The sequence below is a fragment of the Microbacterium sp. UBA837 genome, from assembly GCF_002296025.1.
In the GTDB taxonomy this organism is placed as follows: Bacteria; Actinomycetota; Actinomycetes; order Actinomycetales; family Microbacteriaceae; genus Microbacterium.
Map to the genome: position 1 here is coordinate 1 of NZ_DBHD01000208.1, position 20,815 is coordinate 20,815.

Consider the following 20,815-nt stretch of genomic DNA (forward strand, 5'->3'; position numbering starts at 1 on the left):
CGCGCTGGCAGCGATCGAGACCCTCACCTCCATCGTTCCCACCGATGGTCCGTTCGGTCGCACCGAACTCGGCGGTGGGTCCTGGATCGACACCGCAATCGACGTCGTCATCCTGCTTCTGGTTGCCCGCGGACTGTTCCGCGGCCGCCGCTGGGCGTGGGTCATCGCCGTCATCCTCGCGAGCATCAACGTCGTTCTGGGCATCCTGGTCATCGCGCTGTACGTCAGCTTCCCCGCCGCCGATCTCACCTGGGACGGCGACCCGTCGGTAACGGTCGCGACGGCGGTCTTGTGGGGCATCCTGCTCGTCTACCTCGTGTGGGTGCGCGGCGCTTTCCGTGGGCGCCGCCGCGCGAGCCTCGGCCTCAGCCCGACGCCAACCGATAGCGATGTGCGCCAGATGCTGCACGACTTCGGCGGCGGCACCCTGTCGTGGATGACGACCTGGGAGGGCCTGTCGTATGCCCGCACGAGTTCGGGAATCGTCGCCTACCAGCGCCGCTCAGGGGTGGCCCTCGTTCTGGCCGACCCGCTCGGACCCCGCGAGAGCCGCGCGGAATCGGTGCGGGAGTTCGTCTCGATGGCCGAGAGCGCGGGGCTCATACCGTGCTTTTTCTCGGCCGATGACGCAACCCGCGCTGTCATACCGGAGGGCTGGCGCAACCTCATCGTCGCCGACGACACGATCGTCGACCTGGCGGGACTCGAATTCACCGGCAAGCGGTGGGCTGCGGTTCGCACGTCGCTGAACCGCGCGAACCGCGAAGAAATGACCTTCCGGATGACACGCCTGGTCGACGAGCCCTGGGGCATCCAGCAACAGCTGCGCGCCATCTCTGACATGTGGGTCGGCGATAAGGGCCTGCCGGAAATGGGATTCACACTCGGCACTCTGCACGAGGCTGCCGACCCTGAGGTGCGCCTGGCGCTGGCCATCTCACCGCACGGCGACGTCGACGGATTCCTCTCCTGGCTACCGGTCTACGGCGAAGGCCGCATAGAGGGCTGGACCCTCGACCTCATGCGCCGCCGCGAGGGCGGGTTCGGGCCGGTGATGGAGTTCCTGATCGGTTCGTCGGCGCGATTCTTCGCCGACGAGGGAGCACGGATGCTGTCCCTGTCGGGCGCGCCCTTGACGCATGACTACCCGCCGGACGCCGGCATGATCGCTGACATCACCGAGCGGCTGGCCGACATGCTCGAGCCGGTGTACGGCTTCCGGTCGCTGCACCGCTTCAAGGAGAAGTTCCATCCGCGCTACGAGTCGCTGTACCTGCTGTACCGCGACGAGGCTGACCTGGCGCGGATCGGACTCGCGTTGACCCGAGCGTTCCTGCCCGATGCTTCGCTGCGTCAGCTCGCTGGATCGAGTCGAGAACTCCTCCGCAGCGGACGATCCTGAGGGACACCGCGCGATCGAACGCGGCGCCATCGAACGTGGTGCCATCGAACGCCCGGGCCGAGCAACGCTCCAGACCCGGGCGTCGACGGATCCCCCCGGATAGATCGCGCCAAAGCGCGACGAGCCACACTCTATCGACACCCGCGTCCCGCAGGTACCACCGCTGGGTCAGATCGCCGGTCCGCTCAGGATGTCGCGAGGAAGACCGCGTCACCGCCGGTGTTGAGCACCGTCCAGACGCCGCCCTCGATCTCCTCGGCCGGGACGCTCACAGCGACGTTCGCCGACAGATCCTCGGCGGGCGGATACACCGTTCCGATCGACCAGAGCTGATTCGGTATGTCAGCTGCGGCATTCTCGAACAGTTCGTAACTGCGCCCGCTCGCGCCGATATAGCGCACGACAAGGGAGGCCCACGGGTCGATCCCGAGCGCGTCAGCGTCCGCCGGATCCTCGCCCGCCTCGACCAGCTGCGCACGGATCGCATCCCAATCGATGAGGATACGCAGCGGCAGCACGACATACCCGTCGCCGACCTCCGTCGCGGCAGTCGCACCGACTGACCATGCCGACGCGTCCGAGAGCCGGATGGTCTCGCCGACAGCGAGCGGGTTGGCCCGCGTCCCCGGCGCAGCCTCCGCACTCTCGCTGACCGACGGGGTCGGACTCGGGTCGGGAGCCGACTCGGCGGTACACCCCGTCACCGCAAGCCCCACGATCGTGAGTGCGGCCAGGGCCGCGGCAGGCTGGAATCTCATGACGCCTCGAGTCGGGTAGGACGAAAAGAAGGCCCCTCTCGGGACCTTCTCTCCTGTGCGCGAGGGGGGAGTTGAACCCCCACGCCCTTTCGGGCACTGGCACCTGAAGCCAGCGCGTCTGCCTATTCCGCCACTCGCGCGAACCGCGGCGGACCGCGGATCAACTTCCCGAGGATATCACGACGGATCGGCGCGTCGAGCCCGGTATCGGCGCTTCCGCCAGGTCGTCCATGGCCCGTTCAGAGTCTCCAACTAGCATGGGTGGACCGCTCTGCCTGCCTGAGGAGATCCGTGGGACTACTTGACAGCTTCGAGAAGGGACTCGAACGTGCCGTGAACGGCGCGTTCGCGAAGACCTTCCGTAGCGGGATCCAACCCGTCGAGATCGCCTCCGCCCTGCGCAGCGAGCTCGACAAGAAGGCCGCCGTGGTGGCTCGGGACAGGATCCTTGCCCCGAACACGTTCACCGTCCGGCTGGCACCCGCCGACGACGAACGGATGCAGGCGATCGGACAGCCGCTCGTCGACGAACTGGCCGAGCTCGTTACGAAGCACGCACGCTCACAGGGATATACCTTCGCCGGCCCCGTTTCCGTAACCATTCGTCGAGACGACGCCCTCTCGACCGGCACGCTGCAGGTCGACTCGTCGACCGCACAAGGCTCGGTGTCATGGCGCGGCGTACTTGACATCGCGGGCCAGCGGCATCCGCTCGTGAAGGCCCGCACGGTGATCGGTCGGGGAAGCGACGCCGACATCACGCTCGCGGATTCCGGAACCAGCCGCCGGCACGTCGAAGTGCTGTGGGACGGCGAGCGCGCGATGGTGCGCGACCTCGGGTCGACCAATGGCACGCTGCTGAACGGTCGCAAGATCAACGAGTCCCCCCTGCCAACGGACTCCACCATCACGATCGGCCGCACCGACATGATCTTCCGCGTCGTCGCGCAGGCCTCGGCTCCGGCGCGACCTGCAGCATCCGATGCCACGCGCGCTTTCGACGTGTTCGACGGGGGCGGCCGCGCATGAGTGAACTGACACTTCTTCTGCTGCAGATCGGCTTTCTGCTGCTGCTCTGGTTCTTCGTCTTCGCCGTGGTCTACTCGTTGCGCGCCGACGTGTTCGGTGTGCGTGTACGACGGATGCCGGAGGCTGCGGCTGCCGGGCCCTCCTCGCCCCGAGAGACAGCCCCCGTGGCGCCCACAGCACAGCCGGAGCCCTTCGGAGCGGCCGGGGGACCCGCAACGAGAGACGCCGTCTCGCGCATCGTGATCACGAGCGGCCCCAAGGCTGGTCTCGAGCTCCCCCTGGGAACCGAACCGCTGACGATCGGGCGATCCAGCGAGTCGGGCCTGGTCATCCGTGACGACTACACCTCGAGCCACCACGCGCGCCTCCTGCTGTGGGGCGAGCAGTGGATGCTGCAGGATCTCGATTCCACGAACGGCACCTGGCATGACGGCGCACGCGTGAGCGCGCCGGTCGAGGTGAAGATCGGCGCCCCGATCAAGGTCGGCGCGACAACCTTCGAGCTGCGGAAGTAACGGCCGACCCGTCATGGTCTTCGAAGGATCCAGCGCGGCGCTGTCGCACACCGGCAAGGTGCGCTCGAACAACCAGGACTCCGGGTACGCCGGGTCCAACCTGTTCGTCGTCGCCGACGGGATGGGCGGCCACGCCGGTGGCGACGTGGCCTCGAGCATCGCGATCGCGCAGCTGGCAGAGCTCGATCGACCCTTCGACTCACCCGCTGCAGCAGAACGCGCATTGGGCGAGGCGATCACCGATACCGCGGCTGCCCTCATCGATACCGTCGCCGCGCGCCCGGAACTGGCCGGCATGGGAACCACCGTGAGCGCGCTTGCGATGGTCGATGACTACGCCGTGATCGCCCACATCGGCGATTCCCGCGTGTACTTGTACCGCGACGGGGCCCTGACCCAGATCACGACGGACCACACGTTCGTCCAGCGTCTGGTCGACTCGGGTCGCATCACTCCCGAAGAGGCGCGGTATCACCCGCGGCGCTCGGTGCTGATGCGCGTGCTCGGTGACATGTCGCCGAACCCCGAGATCGACACCTTCGTCATGCCGACTCAGCCCGGTGACCGCTGGCTCCTGTGCTCGGACGGGCTGTGCGGCGTCGTCCCCGACACCCAGACGTCCAAGGCACTCGCGGCAGATCTCGCTCCCGCCCGCACCGCCGACGCTCTGCTGAAGATGGCTCTGGATGCCGGGGCTCCCGACAACGTCACCATCGTGCTGGTGGATGTCGGGGGGCGGCATCCGCTCTTCTCGGGAACCGCGACGGTTGTCGGGTCCGCGTCGAATCCGGAGGGAATCGACGTCCCCGCGGCCCGCAGCTCCCTGACGGGCTGGTTGCATCCTGCGCGGCAGGCAGCCAACGAGCCGACCCATTTCGAACCGGCCCCGGAGTTCCTCGAAGAGCTCATCGAAGAGGACCGCCGCCGGTCGCGACGCCGCCGGCTTGCCTGGATCGCAGGGTTCGTGATCGTGCTCGCGATGATCGGCGTCGCCCTCTTCGGCGCCTACCAGTGGACGCAGACCCGCTTTTTCGTCGGCGCCGACGACGACACTGTCGTCATCTACCGCGGCATCCAGCAGAACATCGGCCCGATCTCGCTGTCGACGCCGTACGAGGACACCGGCATCCTGCTCGCCGATCTGAGCAACTTCAAGCGCGCAACGGTCGAAGGCACGATCTCGGCCCGATCGCTCGCAGATGCGCGAGCGATCGTGAACGCGCTCGATCCCGACGACGCGGAGGAATCAGATGGCTGATCCCGCGATCACGCGTGAACCGGCGGTCGACGTCTCGACCGACACGGCAGTCGTCCGCGCGCTCAAGCGACTGCGCACCCCGCAGAAGCAGCGCAACCGCGAACTCGGCCTGCTGCTGTTCGCCCTCGTGCTCTCGCTGGGCGCCCTCGCGCTGGTGCAGCTCGGCGTCATGGGCGAGATCGCCGCCGCCTACCTCATCGCCTTCGGCGGACTGTTCACCACGGTCATCGCTGTCCACATCGCCTTGCGCGTCTGGGCCCGGGATGCCGACCCGTTCGTCGTGCCGATTGCGACCCTCCTCACCGGGCTCGGGATCGCGATGATCTACCGCATCGACCTCGCCGACGGCGCCGAAGGGTGGGATGCGGCGTCGGTTCGCCAGCTCGCCTGGGCGGGCATTGCGATCCTCGGATGCCTCGCCGTGGTGATCGTGCTGCGCAACTACCGCGTGCTGTTCCGCTACACCTACATCTTCGGGTTCGCCGGGATCGCCCTGCTGCTACTTCCGATCGTGCCGGGCCTCGGTACCGATGCGAACGCGGACGTCTGGGTGTCGCTCGGGATCTTCTCGTTCCAACCCGGCGAGCTCGCGAAGATCTCGTTGGCGATCTTCTTCGCCGGCTACCTCGTGCGCACCCGCGAGAGCCTGAGCTCGGTCGGAACCCGGTTCCTGGGCATGACGTGGCCGCGGGCGCGCGAGCTGGGTCCCCTCCTCGTCCTCTGGCTGATCTCGCTCGGCATCATCGTGCTGCAGCGCGACCTCGGCACCGGACTGCTGCTGTTCGGCATGTTCGTCGCGATGCTCTACGTCGCCACCGGCAAGACGTCCTGGGTCGTCATCGGTCTCGTCCTGGCCGCGGCCGGCGCGTTCTTCGCCTCGCGGGTGCTGTCCTACGTCGGGGGGCGGTTCGACAACTGGCTCGACCCGTTCAACCCTGAGCGCATCGACGCCTACGGCGGCAGCTTCCAGCTCGTGCAAGGAATCTACGGCCTCGCCCACGGCGGGCTCATCGGCACCGGGCTCGGGCAGGGGCGGCCCTACATCACGCCGCTGTCGCAGAGCGACTACATCCTGCCGAGCCTCGGTGAAGAGCTCGGCCTTGCCGGTGTCTTCGCCATCCTGCTGCTGTACATGGTGTTCGTTGCGCGCGGCATCCGGATCGGCGTCGCCGGTCAAGACGACTTCGGCAAGCTCTTGGCGACCGGTCTCGCGTTCACGATCGCCCTGCAGGTGTTCATCATGGTCGGCGGCGTCACCCGAGTCATCCCCGTCACGGGCCTCACGACACCGTTCCTGGCCGCGGGCGGATCCTCGCTCGTTGCCAACTGGATCATCGTGGCCCTTCTGCTTCGCATCTCGGATGCCGTCCGCAGCCGTCCTCGCGCGGTGATCGGATGATGGGGTGATGCGGCGATGACCAAGGAGTTGCGGCGGCTGAGCATCCTGATGCTCATGATGTTCCTCGCCCTGTTCGCCTCGACGACGTGGATCCAGGGAATCCAGTCGGCGGATCTCGCCGACTACCCGCGCAACACGCGTGCCCTGTACGACTCCTACGAAGTGCAGCGCGGCTCGATCATCGCAAGCGGCTCGGCTATCGCGTCATCGGTCCCCTCGAGTGACGTCTTCAGCTGGCAGCGGGTCTACGTCGACCCCGACATGTGGGCTCCGGTGACCGGGGTGATCCCGGTGGTGGGCGAAGCGACCGGCATCGAACAGGCCATGAACGACGAGCTCAGCGGCACCGCGAGCTCGCAGTTCCTCTCTCGCATCGAACAGATCCTCACCGGGCAGCCGCCGCGCGGCTCCAATGTCGTGCTGTCGCTGGATGCCGACGTCCAGCGAGCCGCGTACGAGGCCCTCGGCGACCTGCAGGGCGCGGTCATCGCGATCGAACCCGACACGGGCCGAGTCCTCGCGATGGTCACGAGCCCCAGCTACGACACGAACCTCCTCGTTTCGCACGACACCGCTCAGGTCGAGACTGATTACGCCGCCCTGCTCGCGGATCCCGCGGACCCGCTCTACAACCGCGCCATCGCGGGGGATCTCAACCCACCGGGATCGACGTTCAAGGTCGTCGTCGTCGCGGCGGCTCTGGCGTCGGGCGACTACACGCCCGATTCGCAGATCCCGAACCCGGCCATCTGGCAGCTGCCCCAGTCGTCGAACACGATCCGCAACGCCAGCGGCGGAACATGTGGGCCGGGCGAGACGGTATCGATAGCCGACGCGCTGCGCCTGAGCTGCAACATCCCCATGGCTCAGCTTGCCGTGCAGCTCGGAGACGAGGCCATCCGCCAGCAGGCTGAGAAGTTCGGCTTCAACCTCTCGTTCAGCATCCCGCTCGACTCGATTCCCTCGAGCTACCCCCGGGGGCTGGACGCTCCGCAGACCGCGCTCACCGGCTTCGGTCAGGGGCAGGTGACGGCGACGCCGCTGCAGATGGCGATGGTCTCGGCCGGTATCGCCAACGGCGGCATCGTCATGAACCCCCGCATGGTCGACCAGGTCATCGGGCCCGACCTTTCGGTGCAGCAGACGTTTGAGAGCACCGTTTTCGGCGAGGCACTGAGTCCCGCGTTGAACGAGGAGATGGTCGCCATGATGGTCGCGAATGTCGAAAACGGCGCCGCCTCGAATGCAAGAATAGAGGGCGTCGACGTGGCCGGTAAGACGGGTACGGCGGAGAACGGACCCAACAAGCCGTACACCCTCTGGTTCACCGGGTTCGCGCCCGCCGACGATCCCGAGGTGGCAGTGGCTGTCGTCGTGGAGAACGGTGGCGGAATGGGTCAGTCGGGATACGGAGATCTCATCGCGTCCCCGATCGCGAAGAAGGTCATGGAGGCGGTGCTGAACAAATGAGACCGACGCAGGGTGTGACCTTCGGCGGCCGTTACGAGCTGGATTCGCGAATCGCGATCGGCGGCATGGGCGAGGTCTGGGAAGCAACCGACCACGTCATCGGACGGACGGTCGCGATCAAGATCCTCAAAGACGAGTACATGGGCGACCCCGGGTTCCTCGAGCGGTTCCGCGCCGAGGCCAGGCACGCAGCGCTCGTCAACCACGAGGGCATCGCCAGCGTCTTCGACTACGGCGAAGAGAACGGCAGTGCGTTCCTGGTGATGGAGCTCGTTCCTGGTGAAGCCCTGTCGACGATCCTCGAACGAGACGGATCGCTGTCGACTGACAAGACGCTCGACATCATCGCCCAGACCTCTGCAGCCCTGCAGGCAGCGCACGCGGCGGGCCTCGTCCATCGCGACATCAAGCCCGGGAACCTGCTGATCACCCCCGACGGCCGCGTCAAGATCACGGACTTCGGCATCGCTCGTATCGCCGACCAGGTTCCCCTGACCGCGACAGGCCAGGTCATGGGCACCGTGCAGTACCTCTCGCCCGAGCAAGCATCCGGTCACCCGGCCTCCCCTGCCACCGACATCTACTCGCTCGGGATCGTCGCGTACGAATGCCTGGCCGGCAAGCGTCCGTTCACCGGCGAGTCCCAGGTCGCGATCGCGATGGCCCAGATCAACGAGCAGCCGCCGCCGCTGCCGCCAACCGTGGCTGTTCCGGTACAGAACCTCGTCATGGCGATGATCGCCAAAAAGCCCGAGGACCGACCTGCCACGGCGGCTGCCGTTGCTCGGGCAGCCACGGCTCTGCGCCGAGGCGACGTCGCCGCCGCAGCAGCAGCGATCCCGGCGATCGCCACGGGCGCCATCGCCGCTGATGACGCAACGGCACTGCTGACGTCCACCGCGACATCCGCCGAGACACGGCTGATGCCGGCTCCGGAGACCCCTACCGAAGAGCCTGCGCCGCGCAAGCGCAGCCCGTGGACCTGGCCCCTCGTCGCGCTCATCGTGCTGCTTGTGCTCGTGCTCGGCGGCACGATATGGGCCCTGGTTGCCAACCAGCAGCCGTCACCCGACCCCACGAGCTCGTCGTCGGCCCCGTCGCCGAGCGCCTCGACACCGACGCCCTCGCCGAGTGAGACCCGCATCAACATCGACGCCCTGAACCTCGTCGGCATGCAGTGCGACCAGGCTGTGCAGGCTGCCAAGAGCGCGGGGGTGCTCGAAGTGGTCACCGACAACGGCACTGCTGCTCCGGATGACTCGCAGGTCGGCGTCGTTTGGCAGGTGAACCCGACCGGCAACATCGAGCCGACAACGGCGCTCACGATCTCGTGCTACGGCCAGGTCACGCCCATCGGCGGCCCGAGCAACCCCCCGGCGATCCAGGGCGGTGAGCCTGCTGTGGCGGGCTCGACCGTCACGCTGACGTGGGACAGCTTCACCTGCCCCACCGGCACGGGCACGCTCAGCGGCTACACCGTCACCCTGCAGAACGCGGTCTTCACCGTTGACGGCACCTCGCAGCGCACGTTCCCCCCGAACGACCGCGAGGAGGCGATCCTGATCGCCAACGCAGCCGGACAGACGCTCACCGCGTCGTACACCGCCCTGTGCAGTGGCGCCGAGCAGCGCACGTCGGATGCCTCACCGCAGATGCAGGTTCAGATTGAGGCTCCAGCGACCCCGACCCCCACTCCCTGACCGGAGGTTCACAGGAAGCGCTCGACTAGGCTGAACAGACTGGCTCAGTCAGGGAGGGGTAGTGTGACCGACGATTCTCGCGTGCTGTCGGGGCGCTACCGGATCGACGAGTCGATCGGCCGTGGCGGCATGGCATCGGTGTATCGCGGATACGACCTGACCCTCGGCCGCGACGTCGCCATCAAGATCCTCGATCCTGAGCTGGCCCGCGATGCCGGTTTCCGCACGCGCTTCCGCTTGGAGGCGCAGGCGGCGTCGCGGATGTCGCACCCGACGATCGTGCGCGTGTTCGACGCCGGCGAAGAGACCGAGTCCCTTCCCGACGGCACGACCCAGCCGGTGCCGTACATCGTCATGGAGCTGGTTTCTGGTCGACTGCTGAAGGACGTCATCGAAGAGGGCCCTGTCGACGCCGAGCGTGCCGTCGCCTATGCCGACGGCATCCTTGAAGCCCTCGAGTACTCGCACCGTGCCGGTGTGGTGCACCGCGACATCAAGCCCGGCAACGTCATGGTCACCGCCGACGACCACATCAAGGTCATGGACTTCGGTATCGCTCGCGCCGTCTCGGATTCGTCGTCCACCGTCGCCGAGACCACCGCGATCCTCGGCACCGCCGCCTACTTCTCCCCGGAGCAGGCGAAGGGGGAACCTGTCGATGCCCGCGCCGACCTGTACTCCACCGGTGTCGTGCTCTATGAGCTGTTGACCGGCAGAGCGCCGTTCCGGGGCGAGTCCCCGGTTGCCGTTGCCTATCAGCACGTCAGCGAGACCCCCCTCACGCCGTCGGAGATCAACGAAGAGATTCCGCGAGCGCTGGATGCCGTAGTGCTGCGCGCTCTCGCGAAGGATCCCTACCAGCGCTACCAAGACGCCCCCTCGTTTCGCGCCGCACTGACTCACGCACTGACCGGTAAGGCGCCCTCCCGCCGCCAGTTGGGAACACTCACCAGCGAGCTCTACGGACCCAACCCGCGGCAAGCCGCAGAGACTGCCCGGTCGCTTCGGCAGCTCTCGACCGACACGACCATGCGCCGCACGCAGTCGGGTCCCCCCGTGGCCTGGGTGTGGGCAGGCGTCGCGATCCTGGCCGTGTTGCTGATCTCGGTCTTGTTCTGGGTGCTCACCATTCCGCGCGGGGACGAGAACGTCCCCAGCAACTCCCGGATCGTCCCCGACCTCACCGGCATGACCTACGATCGGGCCGCCGAAGAACTGACCGCGATCGACCTCGTTCCGGTGCGCGTCGAAGAGTCGAGTGTCGAGGTGGCCGAAGGAAACGTCATCCGGACAGAACCCGGCACGGATGTCTCGGTCGAGGTGAACCAGGAGATCAAGGTTTACGTTTCGACGGGGCAAGAGCTCGCGGCCGTGCCGACGCTCACCGGCCTCACGCAGGAAACTGCCGCGCAGGCCCTCGAGCAGGTCGGTCTGAAGGTCGGCACGGTGACCTCGCGCAACGACCCCGCCCTCGACGCCGGAATCGTCATCGCTGCGGACCCGGCTGGCGGTGATCAGGTCGCGGTTGGAAGCAGCGTCGACCTCGTCGTTGCGACGGGACGCGTTCTGATCAACGACGTGACCGGGTACACCGTCGAGGCTGCCACGCGCGAACTCGAAGCCCCGGACACTCAGCTGACGGTCGAGACGCAGGAGGACACGTCGTGCCCCGCGACCAACCCGCCTGTCGTCATCGCTCAGTCCCTCGCGCCCGGTGAGGTCCCGGTCCGCTCGACGATCACGTTGACCTACTGCTCCGGTTGACCCCCGACCGCACGGCGCCGAGCGGCGCTCGCCTCGTCTGGCTAGACCGTCGAGACTGCAACGTGCCCGCGAGAGAGCCCACTGAGCGCACGGCCTCGCGGGCACGGTGCAGTCTCGCGAGGGATTGACTCACACGCCGGCGGCGACGTGCGGCCGGAGCGTGCGGGATCGTTCGACGGCATCCGGATAGCCGACCTGTTCCAACCAGTTCGCCAGCAGCCGGTAACCGCCTTCGGTGAGCACGCTCTCGGGGTGGAATTGCACACCCCACAGCGGCGCGTCGCGGTGCGCGATGCCCATGACGATTCCGCTGTCGGTGCGGGCCGTGACGACGAGACTCTCGGGGATCGAGTCGGGATCAATCGACAGCGAGTGATACCGGTTGGCGATGAACGGCGACGGGATTCCGAAAAAGAGCGTCGACCCATCGTGAGTGACCGGCGAGGTGACGCCATGGAACAGTTCCGGAGCGACGGACACCCGCGCACCCAGTGCCTCGGCGATCACCTGGTGCCCTAGGCACACTCCGAGCACGGGAACACCCCGCTCCACGGCCTCGCGCACAAGATTCTGCGAGGCCGCGGTGTCGGCGGGGCGACCGGGACCGGGGGAGATAAGGATGCCGGCGTGTTCACCGACGAGCCGCGGGACGGCATCCACGCTGACCTGGTCTGCCTCGACCATGACGGTAGCGGCACCCAACTCGTGCAGGTACCCGACGAGCGTGTGGACGAAGCTGTCGTGGTTGTCGACTACGAGCACCGGTGCGATGCTCGCTGGATCTGCGGTCACCCGACTGTCGCGTCCTGCGGAGTGGTCAGCTCACTGATCCAGGGGAAAACGTAGAACACGAGGCCGTACAGAACAGCGGCGGCCATCACGGTGAGAATCGCGACCTTTGCCCACCACGGGCCGGGCAGCACGTGCCAGAGAGCGGCATACATCAGGCGATTCCTTCCGTGAGGGATGCGGGCGGGCCGGCTTCGCGGGGAGTGAACGACTCGAACACGCCGTACGCGACGATGCGCTCCGTCATGCTCCAGCGCGGACTGCAGCTGGTCAACGTGATGTAGGCATCGCCGGCTGCGACATCCAGCTGCGGCGTCGCGTTGAGCACTGAGGTCTCGGTCGGCTTCACATACTCGAGGGTGCGGAACCGGTAGGTGTACCAGCCGGCTTCAGTTTCGACGACGATCGCATCGCCGATCCGCAGGGTCTCGATGTCGGAGAACGGCTTGCCGTACGTCGTGCGGTGGCCGGCGACGGCGAAGTTCCCGGTCTCTCCCGGCATTTGCGTGCCCGGGTAATGACCGATGCCGATCGGGTCGAGCGTTCGTGCACGCGTCACACCGCCCGCGATCGGCACCATGTAGTCCGAGCCCCAGCGGGGAACACGCATGACAGCGAACTCTTGCGCGTCATCGGGCTGCCCGAGAACAGGGATGGAAACGTCGGCGTCGGTGGTGGCGGTCGGCTCCGGCGAGGCCGAAGCATCCGGCGTTGGAGATGCAGTCTCTGCTGCCTGTGCCCACTGCTCCGACAACTCGCTGCCGGCAGCGTTCTTCTGCGCGCCCTGGATGACGTCTCCGAGCCACAACTGCCAACCGACATAGAGGAAGGCGAGGACACCGACGGTGATGAGTAGTTCCCCGATCACGCCGAGGACGCTCACCCGGCGGCGGCGCTTCGTGGTGCGACGCGATCGCCGGGTCAGCTGCGGCGTCTCCTCCGCATCACCCACGGCATCCCCCTCGTCTGAGTCCTCGTTTGGGCCCAGGTCACCGGGCGTCGTACATCACGGGCGATTCTATTCGTCTCCTGCTGGAGGAGCCCTGGCAGTTAGACTTGACGCATGGCACGCCCGAGCAACGACGACGAACCGATCGTCGAGAGCAGCAGCGCGGATTCCGCACCGAACCCTGTCTGGTTCAAGCCGGTCATGATCGGGCTCATGCTGCTCGGCCTGGTCTGGGTTCTGATCTTCTACATCAGCGGCATGCAGTTCCCGATTCCCGGGATCGACGCGTGGAACCTCGTCATCGGATTCGGGATCGCCTTCGTCGGCTTCCTCATGACCACACGCTGGCGCTAGCCGCGCGGATCGGTACCCACCGAATTACACCGCTGTGATTCATCCCCAGGTGTGGATGAATCTGTGGATGAATCACACGTAGAACACGGCGGGGATCGCCAGCAGCGCCAACAAGCCGACGCCGATAGCGATGAGAAGTCCGATCTGCAGCGGCTGGCGAGCCCGCGTGCGGGTTCGGGCGAACACGAGCCCGATGAGTGCTCCGACGACAAGGCCGCCAATGTGCGCCTGCCACGCGATGTTGTACCCCGGGACGAACCCGATCACGAGGTTGATGCCGAGCACGATCAGGATGCCGGTGATGTTCGCCCCGATGTGACGACCGATCACCAACAGCGCGCCAAGGAGACCGAAGACGGCGCCCGAGGCTCCGACTACCCAGATGCCGGGCGCAATCAACGCGACGCCCACGGATCCGCCGAGTCCCGAAAGCAGGTACAGCGCGACAAATCGCGCGTGACCGAGAAGCGGCTCCAGCGATCTGCCGATCATCCACAGCGCGAGCATGTTCAGTCCGATGTGGAAGAAGCTCGAGTGCAAGAAGACAGCCGTGAGCAACCGCCACGGCTCGAATGCGATCGATGGGATCACAAAGGCGCTGTTGAAGGCGAAGATGCCCTCGAGCGCGGGGATGAAAAGCTGAAGAACGAAGACCGCCGCCGTGATCGCGATGATGACGTAGGTCGCCGTCGGTCGCTGGGTTCCGACAGTCATCGGAGCCCGAGACCAGCGTCGCTCGGCCTTCTTCTGGGCAGTGGTCTGCGTCGCACGCTGCTCACGCAGGCACTCCGGGCAGATGACCCCGACTGCTGCCGGGGTTTGACACTCCGGGCAGATCGTGCGCATGCAGCGCTGGCACAGCACAAAGCTCTGCCGGTCCGGATGCCGGTAGCAGAAGTTATCGCGGTTGCTGCGGAACTCGTCGGAAGTCGTCACGGCGGACGCCGCCCTCCGGTCAGACCGAAGCGATGTCGATCGACGAGATCACGACGGGCTCGATCGGACGATCGCCCGGGCCGGTGGCAACGGCGCTGATCGCGTCGACGACACGGCGGGAGTCGTCATCCGCGACCTCACCGAAGATCGTGTGCTTGCCCTGCAGCCACTCGGGTCCTCGGCCACCCTGGCCGGGGACCGTGATGAAGAACTGGGAACCGTTCGTGCCCTCGGGCTGGCCGGTGATCGCGTTGCGGCGGAGGCCCGCGTTGGCCATTGCGAGCTTGTAGGGCTCGGTGAAGGTGAGTTCGGGGCTGATCTCGTCGTTGAAGTTGTATCCCGGTCCGCCTGTGCCGACGCCCAGCGGGTCACCGCCCTGAATCATGAAGCCTTCGATGATGCGGTGGAAGATGACGTCCGTGTACAGCGCGCCCTCGCCCGGCTTACCGGTGGCCGGGTGCGTCCACTCACGGCTTCCGTCAGAGAGCCCGACGAAGTTCTGGACGGTGCGCGGGGCCTGGTCCCCGAACAGGTTGACGACGATGTCGCCGTGGTTGGTGTGGATCGTGGCGACCGCGGTGTGCTGAGGCATGACGCCATTCTTTCAGAGTTCGCCGTGAACACTTCCCGTCTGCGGCACACATGGCAAGATGGGAAGACCACGTCGACACGACAGGGAGGGCCCCGTGAGCCTCAGCCGCAAGCGCAAGAAGGAACTCCGCAAGCTCCAGAAGCACGCGAACGACATTTGGGAGTCGCAGCAGGTGCTCGTCGGCGAAGCCGCTGACATCGCCCGGGAAGCCGGTCGGCAGCTGGGCAACTACGGCCGCGAGCAGGTCGTACCTCAGGTTCAGGAGGCCTACGGCAAGTACGCGCAGCCGTATGTCCAGCGCGGACTCGCATCGTCCAAGTCGTTCCTGACCAACCGAGCGATCCCTGCGACGGGAGCCGTCGTCGGTTCGGCCCTCTCGGCATGGGACGCCGCAAACGAGACTCGCGCGAGACTCGCTGCGGGCCGTGGACTGTCTGCGCCCGACGCCAAGAAGTACGCCAAGCTCGCCGACAAGTACGGCAAGGATGTCTCGAAGAAGCTGTCCAAGAAGCTCTCGGGACTCGAGCCCCAGAAGCAGGGGATCGGTGCCGGTGGCGTGTTCGCCATCATCCTCGGTGTCATCGCCGCAGCCGGTGTGCTTTACGCCGCCTGGCAGACCCTGCGGGCAGACGACGAGCTGTGGGTTGCCGACGACCCGCTGCGCGCTCCCGACGCCTGATTCAGATCAGCCAGTGCTGCGGCGCCCGGTTTCCGGGCGCCGCAGTCGTTTGCGCTGAAGCCTTCAGCGCGCGAAGGACTCCAGTCCCGCCATCCGCAGGCCGATGTTGACGAGGCTGACGCGCTTCAGTCGCCGCACCTCCGACAGCGGGAACCACTCGGCTCGATCCGTTGTGCCATCGGTTTCGTTGCGCAGCTCGCCGCCGGTGACGTGGGCGCGGTAGACGATGCGCAGTGCCTGCAGCGGCAGATCCGACCCGGCCACGAGTCGGCGGCGGGCGGGGATCACGCGCGAGTGGATGCCGAGAAGTTCGTCGAGCGCAACGCGGTAGCCGGTCTCTTCGCGGGCTTCGCGGCGTGCCGCAGCATCCGGACTTTCGCCGGGTTCGAGGCCGCCGCCAGGAAGGGTCCAGCCGGAGGCACCGCCTTCGTTCCAGTGCGCGAGCAGCATGCGCCTGTCGTCGTCTATGACGATCGAGTAAGCCGCGACCCGCAGATCCATGGACTTACGATACGGGAGCTGCCGGCAGCATCCCCCGCATGCGGGACCGGAACGTCGCATCCGATCGCCGCGGCGAAAGCCGTCCGCGCTCGCGCAGAATCGGAAGAACGAGGTCACCGAACGCCTCGACATCCCGGGTTCCGAAGACGGGCTCGATCAGGAACCCGTCGAGTCCCGTGCGGGCCGCAAGTTCCTCGACCCCGTCAGCCACCTCGGTCGGGTCTCCGACCAGACGGAAGCCCCGCGTGCCGCGGCCGCGCAGCTCGTCGAGAATCTCCCGCACCGTCGGAGCGGGTCGCTCCGCGCTGCCGAGGAATCGCTCGATGTTGCTGGTGCCCATCTGTCCGATCGGTCCGCCGGCGTCGAGCACCTGGTGGAGAGTCTGGTCGGGATCGAGGGTTCGCAGATCGATGCCGGTGTTGCCCGCGTAGAGAGTCGCCACAACATCGTCGGTCTGCATCCTGTCGAATTCGTCGGCAAGCTCCCTCGCCTCGGCAGAGGTCTCGGCAACGATCGCGGTCAGCCCCGCCATCGTCACGAGCGGTGTCGTGCGCCCTTCGTCGCCGGCACGTCGGTGCAGATCGGCCACCGCCGCTGCGGTGTGGCTCGGTGTCGTCGCCTGGACGAACACACACTCGGCGTGCCGCGCGGCGAAGGCCCGACCGGCCGGAGACGTGCCGGCCTGGAAGAGCAGGGGCGTGCGCTGCGGCGTAGGGGGCGCGCCATAGTAGCCGCGGGAGCGGTAGTGGTCACCCTCGTAGACCACCCGATGGATGCCGGACCGTTGCGCGTAGACGCCGGACTCGCGGTCGGCTATGAGCGCGTCGTCACTCCAGGCATCCTCCCAGTAGCGCCGCGCCAGCGAGACGTACTCTTCGGCCATCGCGTAGCGGGTGTCGTGCGCGACCATCCCGTCATGGCCGAAGAGTTCGGCAACAGCGTTCTGCGAGGCGCCCGTGACGATGTTCCAGCCGATCCGTCCACCCGAGATCACGTCCAGGGTTGAGAAGCGGCGGGCGAGCTGGACGGGGTGGTCGATGCCGGTGGTCGCGGTGACGACGAATCCGAGGTCGGACGTCTCGCGCATGAGCACCGGGAGTAGCGTTGCGGGGTCGTACCCCGAGAAGTTGATGCCCTGCGCAACGGCGTCGGCACTGATGTCATCCCCGACGATCGGATAGCCATAGCCGTCGGCGAAGAAGAGGAAGTCGAAACCGGTGGCATCCATGACCTTCGCAAGGCGCACCCAGCGCTCCGGGTCGGCGAAGTCGATCGAGTCGCTGATCGGATGCGGCCAACTGAGCGTGCCACCCACCTGGGGGCCGTACACCTCGAATACCCCGAACCGCAGTGCCGACACGTTCACTCCTTTCGCCGCGCACGCACGTGCCGCGGTGTCGCAACGCTACGCGGCGGCTGTTACGCGCGCGTGACGTTGCGAGAGGCAGGGAACCTCCGGAGGAAAACTGTGGACGCGGGTGGACTCAAACCGAACACCTGGCAGCGGTTCGAGCGACTGAGTTCAGCGTGGAATCAGGCGAAACTCGGCGTCGCTGATGCGCCGAAAGGTACCACCGACAACGAGCCGGGAGTCGTCGCGAACCCAAGGAGACGAGCTAGAACACCCCTGACGGCGAAGCAAGTGGACTCTATTCGAACAGCGCGAGAGAACGGCGAGAGCGTCCTGTCGATTGCGAGGCGCTTCGATGTGCACCGCGCGACCGTGTGGGAGTACACGAGGAAGCCCGTTGCTACTTCTTCCGCAGATTCAGGTTGAAGTCCCCGCAGGAGCATCGGAGTTCTTCTTCCTTTCCGGGGATGCCGAGGACGTAGATCCACCCGTCGCACGCATCGTTGCTACAGGTGAAGAGTCCGAGGAACTGCTTGCAGGCTTCAACGACCGGCGCGAAGTCTGCTTTCGTCATGGTTGCCCAGTCGTTGTTGTGGACGAGGGCGTTGATTGCCCAGTTCTCTCCGTCCTGGGCGAGGATCGCCTTCGCTCGCTCGTCTTTCAGTGCTTCGACCTTCTGCTTCGCTGCGTCGTTGTTCCACGAGTTCGCTGAGGCAGTGGCCTTCTTGAGCAGATCTCCGTGCCGGCCTTTGACTGCGGAGAAGAAGGATGAGAGGTCGTAGTTGTTGTCGGCGCGGAACACGACCTGGCCTTGGATGCTCGCAGCGACATCAGCCAGCGACGACTCCAGATTGCGCCGTAGCTTGTGAGCAGCGCCAGGAACATCGTCGCTGGCAAGGTCGGCTTCGATCTGAGTCCAGAAGTCGCCACCTTGACCGTAGAACGGACCCCCATCAACGGTCCAGCCGTGGAATCGAGCGAGCGAACGTCGAGCGATGAGACCGGAGGACTGCATTTGGCGCGCCCAAACCTCATCATGGGTCGTCATGATGAACTGGACGTCGGGGAAGACGTCTTTGAGCAGCTTGCAGAACTGTCGTCGGTGGTTGGCGTCCACGGAGGTTACGACATCATCAAGGACGGCGAGTCGGAAGTCCGATTTGAGGAGCTGCCGGATCAGGGCCAGGTAGAGGCAGACACCCATGCCGTCTTGGTGACCTTCGCTGTGGTACGCCATCGGTGGGAACATGCCGAGCCCGTAGAAGTCGACTTCGAGGTCGAGCTTCCCGGCGGTCGGCGACAGCCCTGCTTTGAAGGATGATTCGTCGTCCGAGTTGATCTGCCGATAGAAGTTACTGAAGTCGGCCTCTACGGTCTTGTATAGCGTCGTCAGTGCCGCGTCTGCCACGGAGTTGTACTTCTCGTAGACCGCGTTCGCCGCTTTGTGAGCTGCGGTTGCCTTCTTGGCTTTCGCTCGCGCTTGGCGTAGTTGTGTCCAACGGTCTTGGGCGACTGTGAGGAATGCTCGTGCGGCCTCAGTCGCGGTCTGGTCTGGCAGTGCCTCGATCGTCGCTCGAAGCGCCTTCAGCCCATCAGTGATCGGTGACGGAGCGGCCAAGGGATCGTTGGTGAGGCGCTGGGACTCATCACGGATGGAGTCGATTGTCGCGAGCTTCGCCTCGAACGCGGCAAGGTCATTCGACCAGTCCAACAGGGACGTCTGCAACGCAGACTGTCCCAGCGTGACAGCATGCGGCTGCGCTGCCTGGATCAAGGACCGCACGCCACGAAGCTGCCCGGTCACCCTGCCCGCCGCGGTCTGGATGCGTTGCTGAAGCTTCGCGGCTGTCTCGGACCGAGTGAGCTTGTCGTTCAGATGTTGTCGCAGTGATGCGACATCGGGCCACTCCAGGTCGCACAGCGGGCAGGCAGTACTGATCACCAGTGGCAGCCCGGCCTCGACCAGTTGGCGGTGCTTGAGCGCGTCAAGAACTGCGGGATCGGCCTCGAGTTCAGTCAGCGCGGTGTCGAGGTCGCTGACAGCGGTGTCGAGGTCCTTGTGCTCGATCACATAGCTGGTGATGGCTTCGATGTCGCGGATCGCCGATGCCCGGTTGAAGGTGCTTTGACTATCGTCGGTCGTGGCTCCGGCGCTGAGGTCGGTCTCAAGGTTGGTTGCTGACAGCGGCTCCAGGCCGAGCACTTCCCGCTTCTTGTTCACTGCCACCGTGACCTCACTCGGCAGCAGGTCGCTGATGTCGAGACCACGTTTGACAGCATCCTCTGCGGACTTCACTGCGTCTTCGGCGCTTCTGGCGGCAGTGCTCGTCTTGTTGCGGGCCGTGTTGAGCAGGCGACGAGTCTCGTCGATGCGGTCGAGCTTGAGGAGAGCCTGCACCTCTTGGGCGCGTTTCCCAGGCTCGGTGTTGACGTACTTGATAACTTCGCGTCGGGACAGAATCAGTTCAGGATGACGTGCAGCCCATTCCACGGCTGCGACGAGTTCGGGAGTCTTGGGGTCCAGGGCGAACTGACCTGCGGTTTTCACGCTGCGCGTGATCGTGCCGGTCTGCCCGCTGGCGGGGTGGGTGAAGGTAAGGGTGACGCTTGCAGCGGCTGGGTTGTCGCGCTGGTGCACGTGCGGTGCGTGCTTCGCGACTGAGATTCCGCCCGTGCCGGCTCCACTGAGGCGAGCGACGTTGCCTGTCAATGCGAAGTCGATGGCGTCGACCACTCCGCTCTTGCCGGAACCGTTCGGTCCGACCACGACGAAGGAGCTGCTACCCATGTCGAGGTCGAGGTCGCGGATGCCGCGGAACTCTTCGATGCGGAGCTTCTGAACCTGGATCACAGCGCTGACTCACCGCTCGCTTCCGTGTAGAGCGCTACAAGCTGGTCTGGCTTAGGTAGCTTGTCCGCCGCCAGCAGTCTTGCAAGGCTCTCGGTGACCTGCGGCGGCACGTCATCCACATCGGTCAGTGCAGCCAGGAAGGTGTCCAAGACCTCCGATTCGATGCCCGCCATTCCGCGCCCCTTTGCCTGCGATCGCGGCGGAAACCTGGACCGCCTACCTGCTGATGCCACCACGATTCTACCGTCGCGATCCCGCTGGATGTGGGCCAATGTGCGTTCCCCTGTCGGTGCGGAGGAGCTCTGCCACCAGCACACGCGCTCCACTGCCGCGGACTCGCCTCGCCCACATGTGTGTGTCAGGAGCCCCGCAGCCCGAGTGCAGGGACTGGTGCACGTCCCGGCGGGGAGCGCCACCGATAGAGCGTCGCGGCAACAGGGTTCGGTGCCACCTGCCTCGTAGAGTTGGATCATGATCGCTGAGCGTTCGCACGGGAGGTGCTTGGACGAGCGAAGCTG

20 protein-coding genes and 1 tRNA gene are annotated in these 20,815 nt (G+C 66.1%); 10 read left to right on the forward strand and 11 right to left on the reverse strand.

Going from position 1 to position 20,815, the window contains the following annotated elements:
* A partial coding sequence (locus B3587_RS14890; protein ID WP_292730063.1) for a bifunctional lysylphosphatidylglycerol flippase/synthetase MprF occupies nucleotides 1-1,402 on the forward strand: 1,402 nt, incomplete at its 5' end.
* A 185-nt stretch (nucleotides 1,403-1,587) separates the two neighbouring features.
* On the opposite strand, the gene B3587_RS14895 is transcribed toward B3587_RS14890, so the two are convergent.
* Together B3587_RS14895 and B3587_RS14900 are read right to left on the reverse strand one after the other, a co-directional pair.
* Nucleotides 1,588-2,160: a hypothetical protein gene (locus B3587_RS14895; RefSeq protein ID WP_292730065.1), complete on the reverse strand. Its 573-nt coding sequence runs from the start codon at nucleotides 2,158-2,160 to the stop codon at nucleotides 1,588-1,590.
* Nucleotides 2,161-2,216: 56 nt separating this feature from the next.
* Nucleotides 2,217-2,300: transfer RNA gene (locus tag B3587_RS14900), tRNA-Leu, on the reverse strand.
* Between the two features lie 151 nt (nucleotides 2,301-2,451).
* On the opposite strand from B3587_RS14900, the gene B3587_RS14905 reads away from it, so the two are divergent.
* From B3587_RS14905 to pknB, 7 genes are all read left to right on the forward strand, one after another.
* Complete coding sequence (locus tag B3587_RS14905) at nucleotides 2,452-3,189, forward strand: FhaA domain-containing protein (protein WP_292730068.1); 738 nt, start codon at nucleotides 2,452-2,454, stop codon at nucleotides 3,187-3,189.
* Complete coding sequence (locus tag B3587_RS14910; RefSeq protein ID WP_228179230.1) at nucleotides 3,186-3,704, forward strand: FHA domain-containing protein FhaB/FipA; 519 nt, start codon at nucleotides 3,186-3,188, stop codon at nucleotides 3,702-3,704. The genes B3587_RS14905 and B3587_RS14910 overlap by 4 nt, the downstream gene beginning before the upstream one ends.
* 13 nt (nucleotides 3,705-3,717) lie before the next feature.
* Nucleotides 3,718-4,962, forward strand: a complete 1,245-nt coding sequence (locus B3587_RS14915; RefSeq protein ID WP_228179229.1) for a PP2C family protein-serine/threonine phosphatase — start codon at nucleotides 3,718-3,720, stop codon at nucleotides 4,960-4,962.
* Nucleotides 4,955-6,361, forward strand: a complete 1,407-nt coding sequence (locus B3587_RS14920; RefSeq protein ID WP_228179228.1) for an FtsW/RodA/SpoVE family cell cycle protein — start codon at nucleotides 4,955-4,957, stop codon at nucleotides 6,359-6,361. Before B3587_RS14915 ends, B3587_RS14920 begins: the two co-directional genes overlap by 8 nt.
* A 15-nt stretch (nucleotides 6,362-6,376) precedes the next feature.
* The gene (locus B3587_RS14925) at nucleotides 6,377-7,831 is read left to right on the forward strand and encodes a peptidoglycan D,D-transpeptidase FtsI family protein (protein ID WP_228179227.1); all 1,455 of its coding nucleotides are present in this window, start codon (nucleotides 6,377-6,379) and stop codon (nucleotides 7,829-7,831) included.
* Nucleotides 7,828-9,531, forward strand: coding sequence for a serine/threonine-protein kinase (locus B3587_RS14930; RefSeq protein WP_292730075.1), 1,704 nt, complete (start codon nucleotides 7,828-7,830; stop codon nucleotides 9,529-9,531). Before B3587_RS14925 ends, B3587_RS14930 begins: the two co-directional genes overlap by 4 nt.
* A 63-nt stretch (nucleotides 9,532-9,594) precedes the next feature.
* Nucleotides 9,595-11,295 carry a Stk1 family PASTA domain-containing Ser/Thr kinase gene (pknB, locus tag B3587_RS14935; protein WP_228179225.1) on the forward strand — a complete coding sequence of 567 codons (1,701 nt, stop codon included), beginning with the start codon at nucleotides 9,595-9,597 and terminating at the stop codon, nucleotides 11,293-11,295.
* 129 nt (nucleotides 11,296-11,424) lie between these two features.
* Here the strand turns inward: pknB and B3587_RS14940 are convergent, their stop codons facing one another.
* From B3587_RS14940 to B3587_RS14950, 3 genes are read right to left on the reverse strand one after another with little or no spacing between them, the layout of a single operon-like run.
* A complete protein-coding gene (locus B3587_RS14940; protein ID WP_292730080.1) occupies nucleotides 11,425-12,087 on the reverse strand; it encodes an anthranilate synthase component II in 663 nt (220 codons plus the stop codon).
* Nucleotides 12,084-12,239, reverse strand: a complete 156-nt coding sequence (locus B3587_RS14945) for a hypothetical protein (protein WP_195692659.1) — start codon at nucleotides 12,237-12,239, stop codon at nucleotides 12,084-12,086. The genes B3587_RS14940 and B3587_RS14945 overlap by 4 nt, the downstream gene beginning before the upstream one ends.
* Nucleotides 12,239-13,036 carry a class E sortase gene (locus B3587_RS14950; protein WP_292730085.1) on the reverse strand — a complete coding sequence of 266 codons (798 nt, stop codon included), beginning with the start codon at nucleotides 13,034-13,036 and terminating at the stop codon, nucleotides 12,239-12,241. Before B3587_RS14950 ends, B3587_RS14945 begins: the two co-directional genes overlap by 1 nt.
* 111 nt (nucleotides 13,037-13,147) lie before the next feature.
* Here B3587_RS14950 and B3587_RS14955 point away from each other — a divergent pair, with 111 nt between their 5' ends.
* Nucleotides 13,148-13,387, forward strand: coding sequence for a cell division protein CrgA (locus tag B3587_RS14955; protein ID WP_292730088.1), 240 nt, complete (start codon nucleotides 13,148-13,150; stop codon nucleotides 13,385-13,387).
* A gap of 72 nt (nucleotides 13,388-13,459) precedes the next feature.
* Here B3587_RS14955 and B3587_RS14960 read toward each other — a convergent pair whose 3' ends face one another.
* Together B3587_RS14960 and B3587_RS14965 are read right to left on the reverse strand one after the other, a co-directional pair.
* Nucleotides 13,460-14,323, reverse strand: a complete 864-nt coding sequence (locus B3587_RS14960) for a rhomboid family intramembrane serine protease (protein ID WP_228179221.1) — start codon at nucleotides 14,321-14,323, stop codon at nucleotides 13,460-13,462.
* 19 nt (nucleotides 14,324-14,342) lie between these two features.
* Complete coding sequence (locus B3587_RS14965; protein ID WP_228179220.1) at nucleotides 14,343-14,915, reverse strand: peptidylprolyl isomerase; 573 nt, start codon at nucleotides 14,913-14,915, stop codon at nucleotides 14,343-14,345.
* A 94-nt stretch (nucleotides 14,916-15,009) separates the two neighbouring features.
* Here B3587_RS14965 and B3587_RS14970 point away from each other — a divergent pair, with 94 nt between their 5' ends.
* On the forward strand, nucleotides 15,010-15,594 hold the full coding sequence (locus B3587_RS14970) for a DNA helicase (protein WP_292730096.1): 585 nt from the start codon (nucleotides 15,010-15,012) through the stop codon (nucleotides 15,592-15,594).
* A 63-nt stretch (nucleotides 15,595-15,657) separates the two neighbouring features.
* On the opposite strand, the gene B3587_RS14975 is transcribed toward B3587_RS14970, so the two are convergent.
* The 4 genes from B3587_RS14975 to B3587_RS14990 form a co-directional block, all read right to left on the reverse strand.
* On the reverse strand, nucleotides 15,658-16,095 hold the full coding sequence (locus B3587_RS14975) for an NUDIX hydrolase (RefSeq protein ID WP_228179218.1): 438 nt from the start codon (nucleotides 16,093-16,095) through the stop codon (nucleotides 15,658-15,660).
* 4 nt (nucleotides 16,096-16,099) lie between these two features.
* Nucleotides 16,100-17,455 (reverse strand): NtaA/DmoA family FMN-dependent monooxygenase, encoded by a 1,356-nt coding sequence (locus tag B3587_RS14980; RefSeq protein WP_292730100.1) that lies wholly within the window; start codon nucleotides 17,453-17,455, stop codon nucleotides 16,100-16,102.
* A 391-nt stretch (nucleotides 17,456-17,846) separates the two neighbouring features.
* Nucleotides 17,847-20,297 carry an AAA family ATPase gene (locus B3587_RS14985; RefSeq protein WP_292730103.1) on the reverse strand — a complete coding sequence of 817 codons (2,451 nt, stop codon included), beginning with the start codon at nucleotides 20,295-20,297 and terminating at the stop codon, nucleotides 17,847-17,849.
* Complete coding sequence (locus tag B3587_RS14990; RefSeq protein WP_292730106.1) at nucleotides 20,294-20,470, reverse strand: hypothetical protein; 177 nt, start codon at nucleotides 20,468-20,470, stop codon at nucleotides 20,294-20,296. Before B3587_RS14990 ends, B3587_RS14985 begins: the two co-directional genes overlap by 4 nt.
* Nucleotides 20,471-20,815: the final 345 nt, after the last annotated feature.

Bases quoted from the DNA above. Each gene is read 5' to 3' on its own strand.
- B3587_RS14895 (WP_292730065.1), bottom strand. From the start codon at position 2,160: ATGAGATTCCAGCCTGCCGCGGCCCTGGCCGCACTCACGATCGTGGGG.
- B3587_RS14910 (WP_228179230.1), top strand. From the start codon at position 3,186: ATGAGTGAACTGACACTTCTTCTGCTGCAGATCGGCTTTCTGCTGCTG.
- B3587_RS14915 (WP_228179229.1), top strand. From the start codon at position 3,718: ATGGTCTTCGAAGGATCCAGCGCGGCGCTGTCGCACACCGGCAAGGTG.
- B3587_RS14920 (WP_228179228.1), top strand. From the start codon at position 4,955: ATGGCTGATCCCGCGATCACGCGTGAACCGGCGGTCGACGTCTCGACC.
- B3587_RS14925 (WP_228179227.1), top strand. From the start codon at position 6,377: ATGACCAAGGAGTTGCGGCGGCTGAGCATCCTGATGCTCATGATGTTC.
- B3587_RS14930 (WP_292730075.1), top strand. From the start codon at position 7,828: ATGAGACCGACGCAGGGTGTGACCTTCGGCGGCCGTTACGAGCTGGAT.
- B3587_RS14945 (WP_195692659.1), bottom strand. From the start codon at position 12,239: ATGTATGCCGCTCTCTGGCACGTGCTGCCCGGCCCGTGGTGGGCAAAG.
- B3587_RS14955 (WP_292730088.1), top strand. From the start codon at position 13,148: ATGGCACGCCCGAGCAACGACGACGAACCGATCGTCGAGAGCAGCAGC.
- B3587_RS14965 (WP_228179220.1), bottom strand. From the start codon at position 14,915: ATGCCTCAGCACACCGCGGTCGCCACGATCCACACCAACCACGGCGAC.
- B3587_RS14975 (WP_228179218.1), bottom strand. From the start codon at position 16,095: ATGGATCTGCGGGTCGCGGCTTACTCGATCGTCATAGACGACGACAGG.
- B3587_RS14990 (WP_292730106.1), bottom strand. From the start codon at position 20,470: ATGGCGGGCATCGAATCGGAGGTCTTGGACACCTTCCTGGCTGCACTG.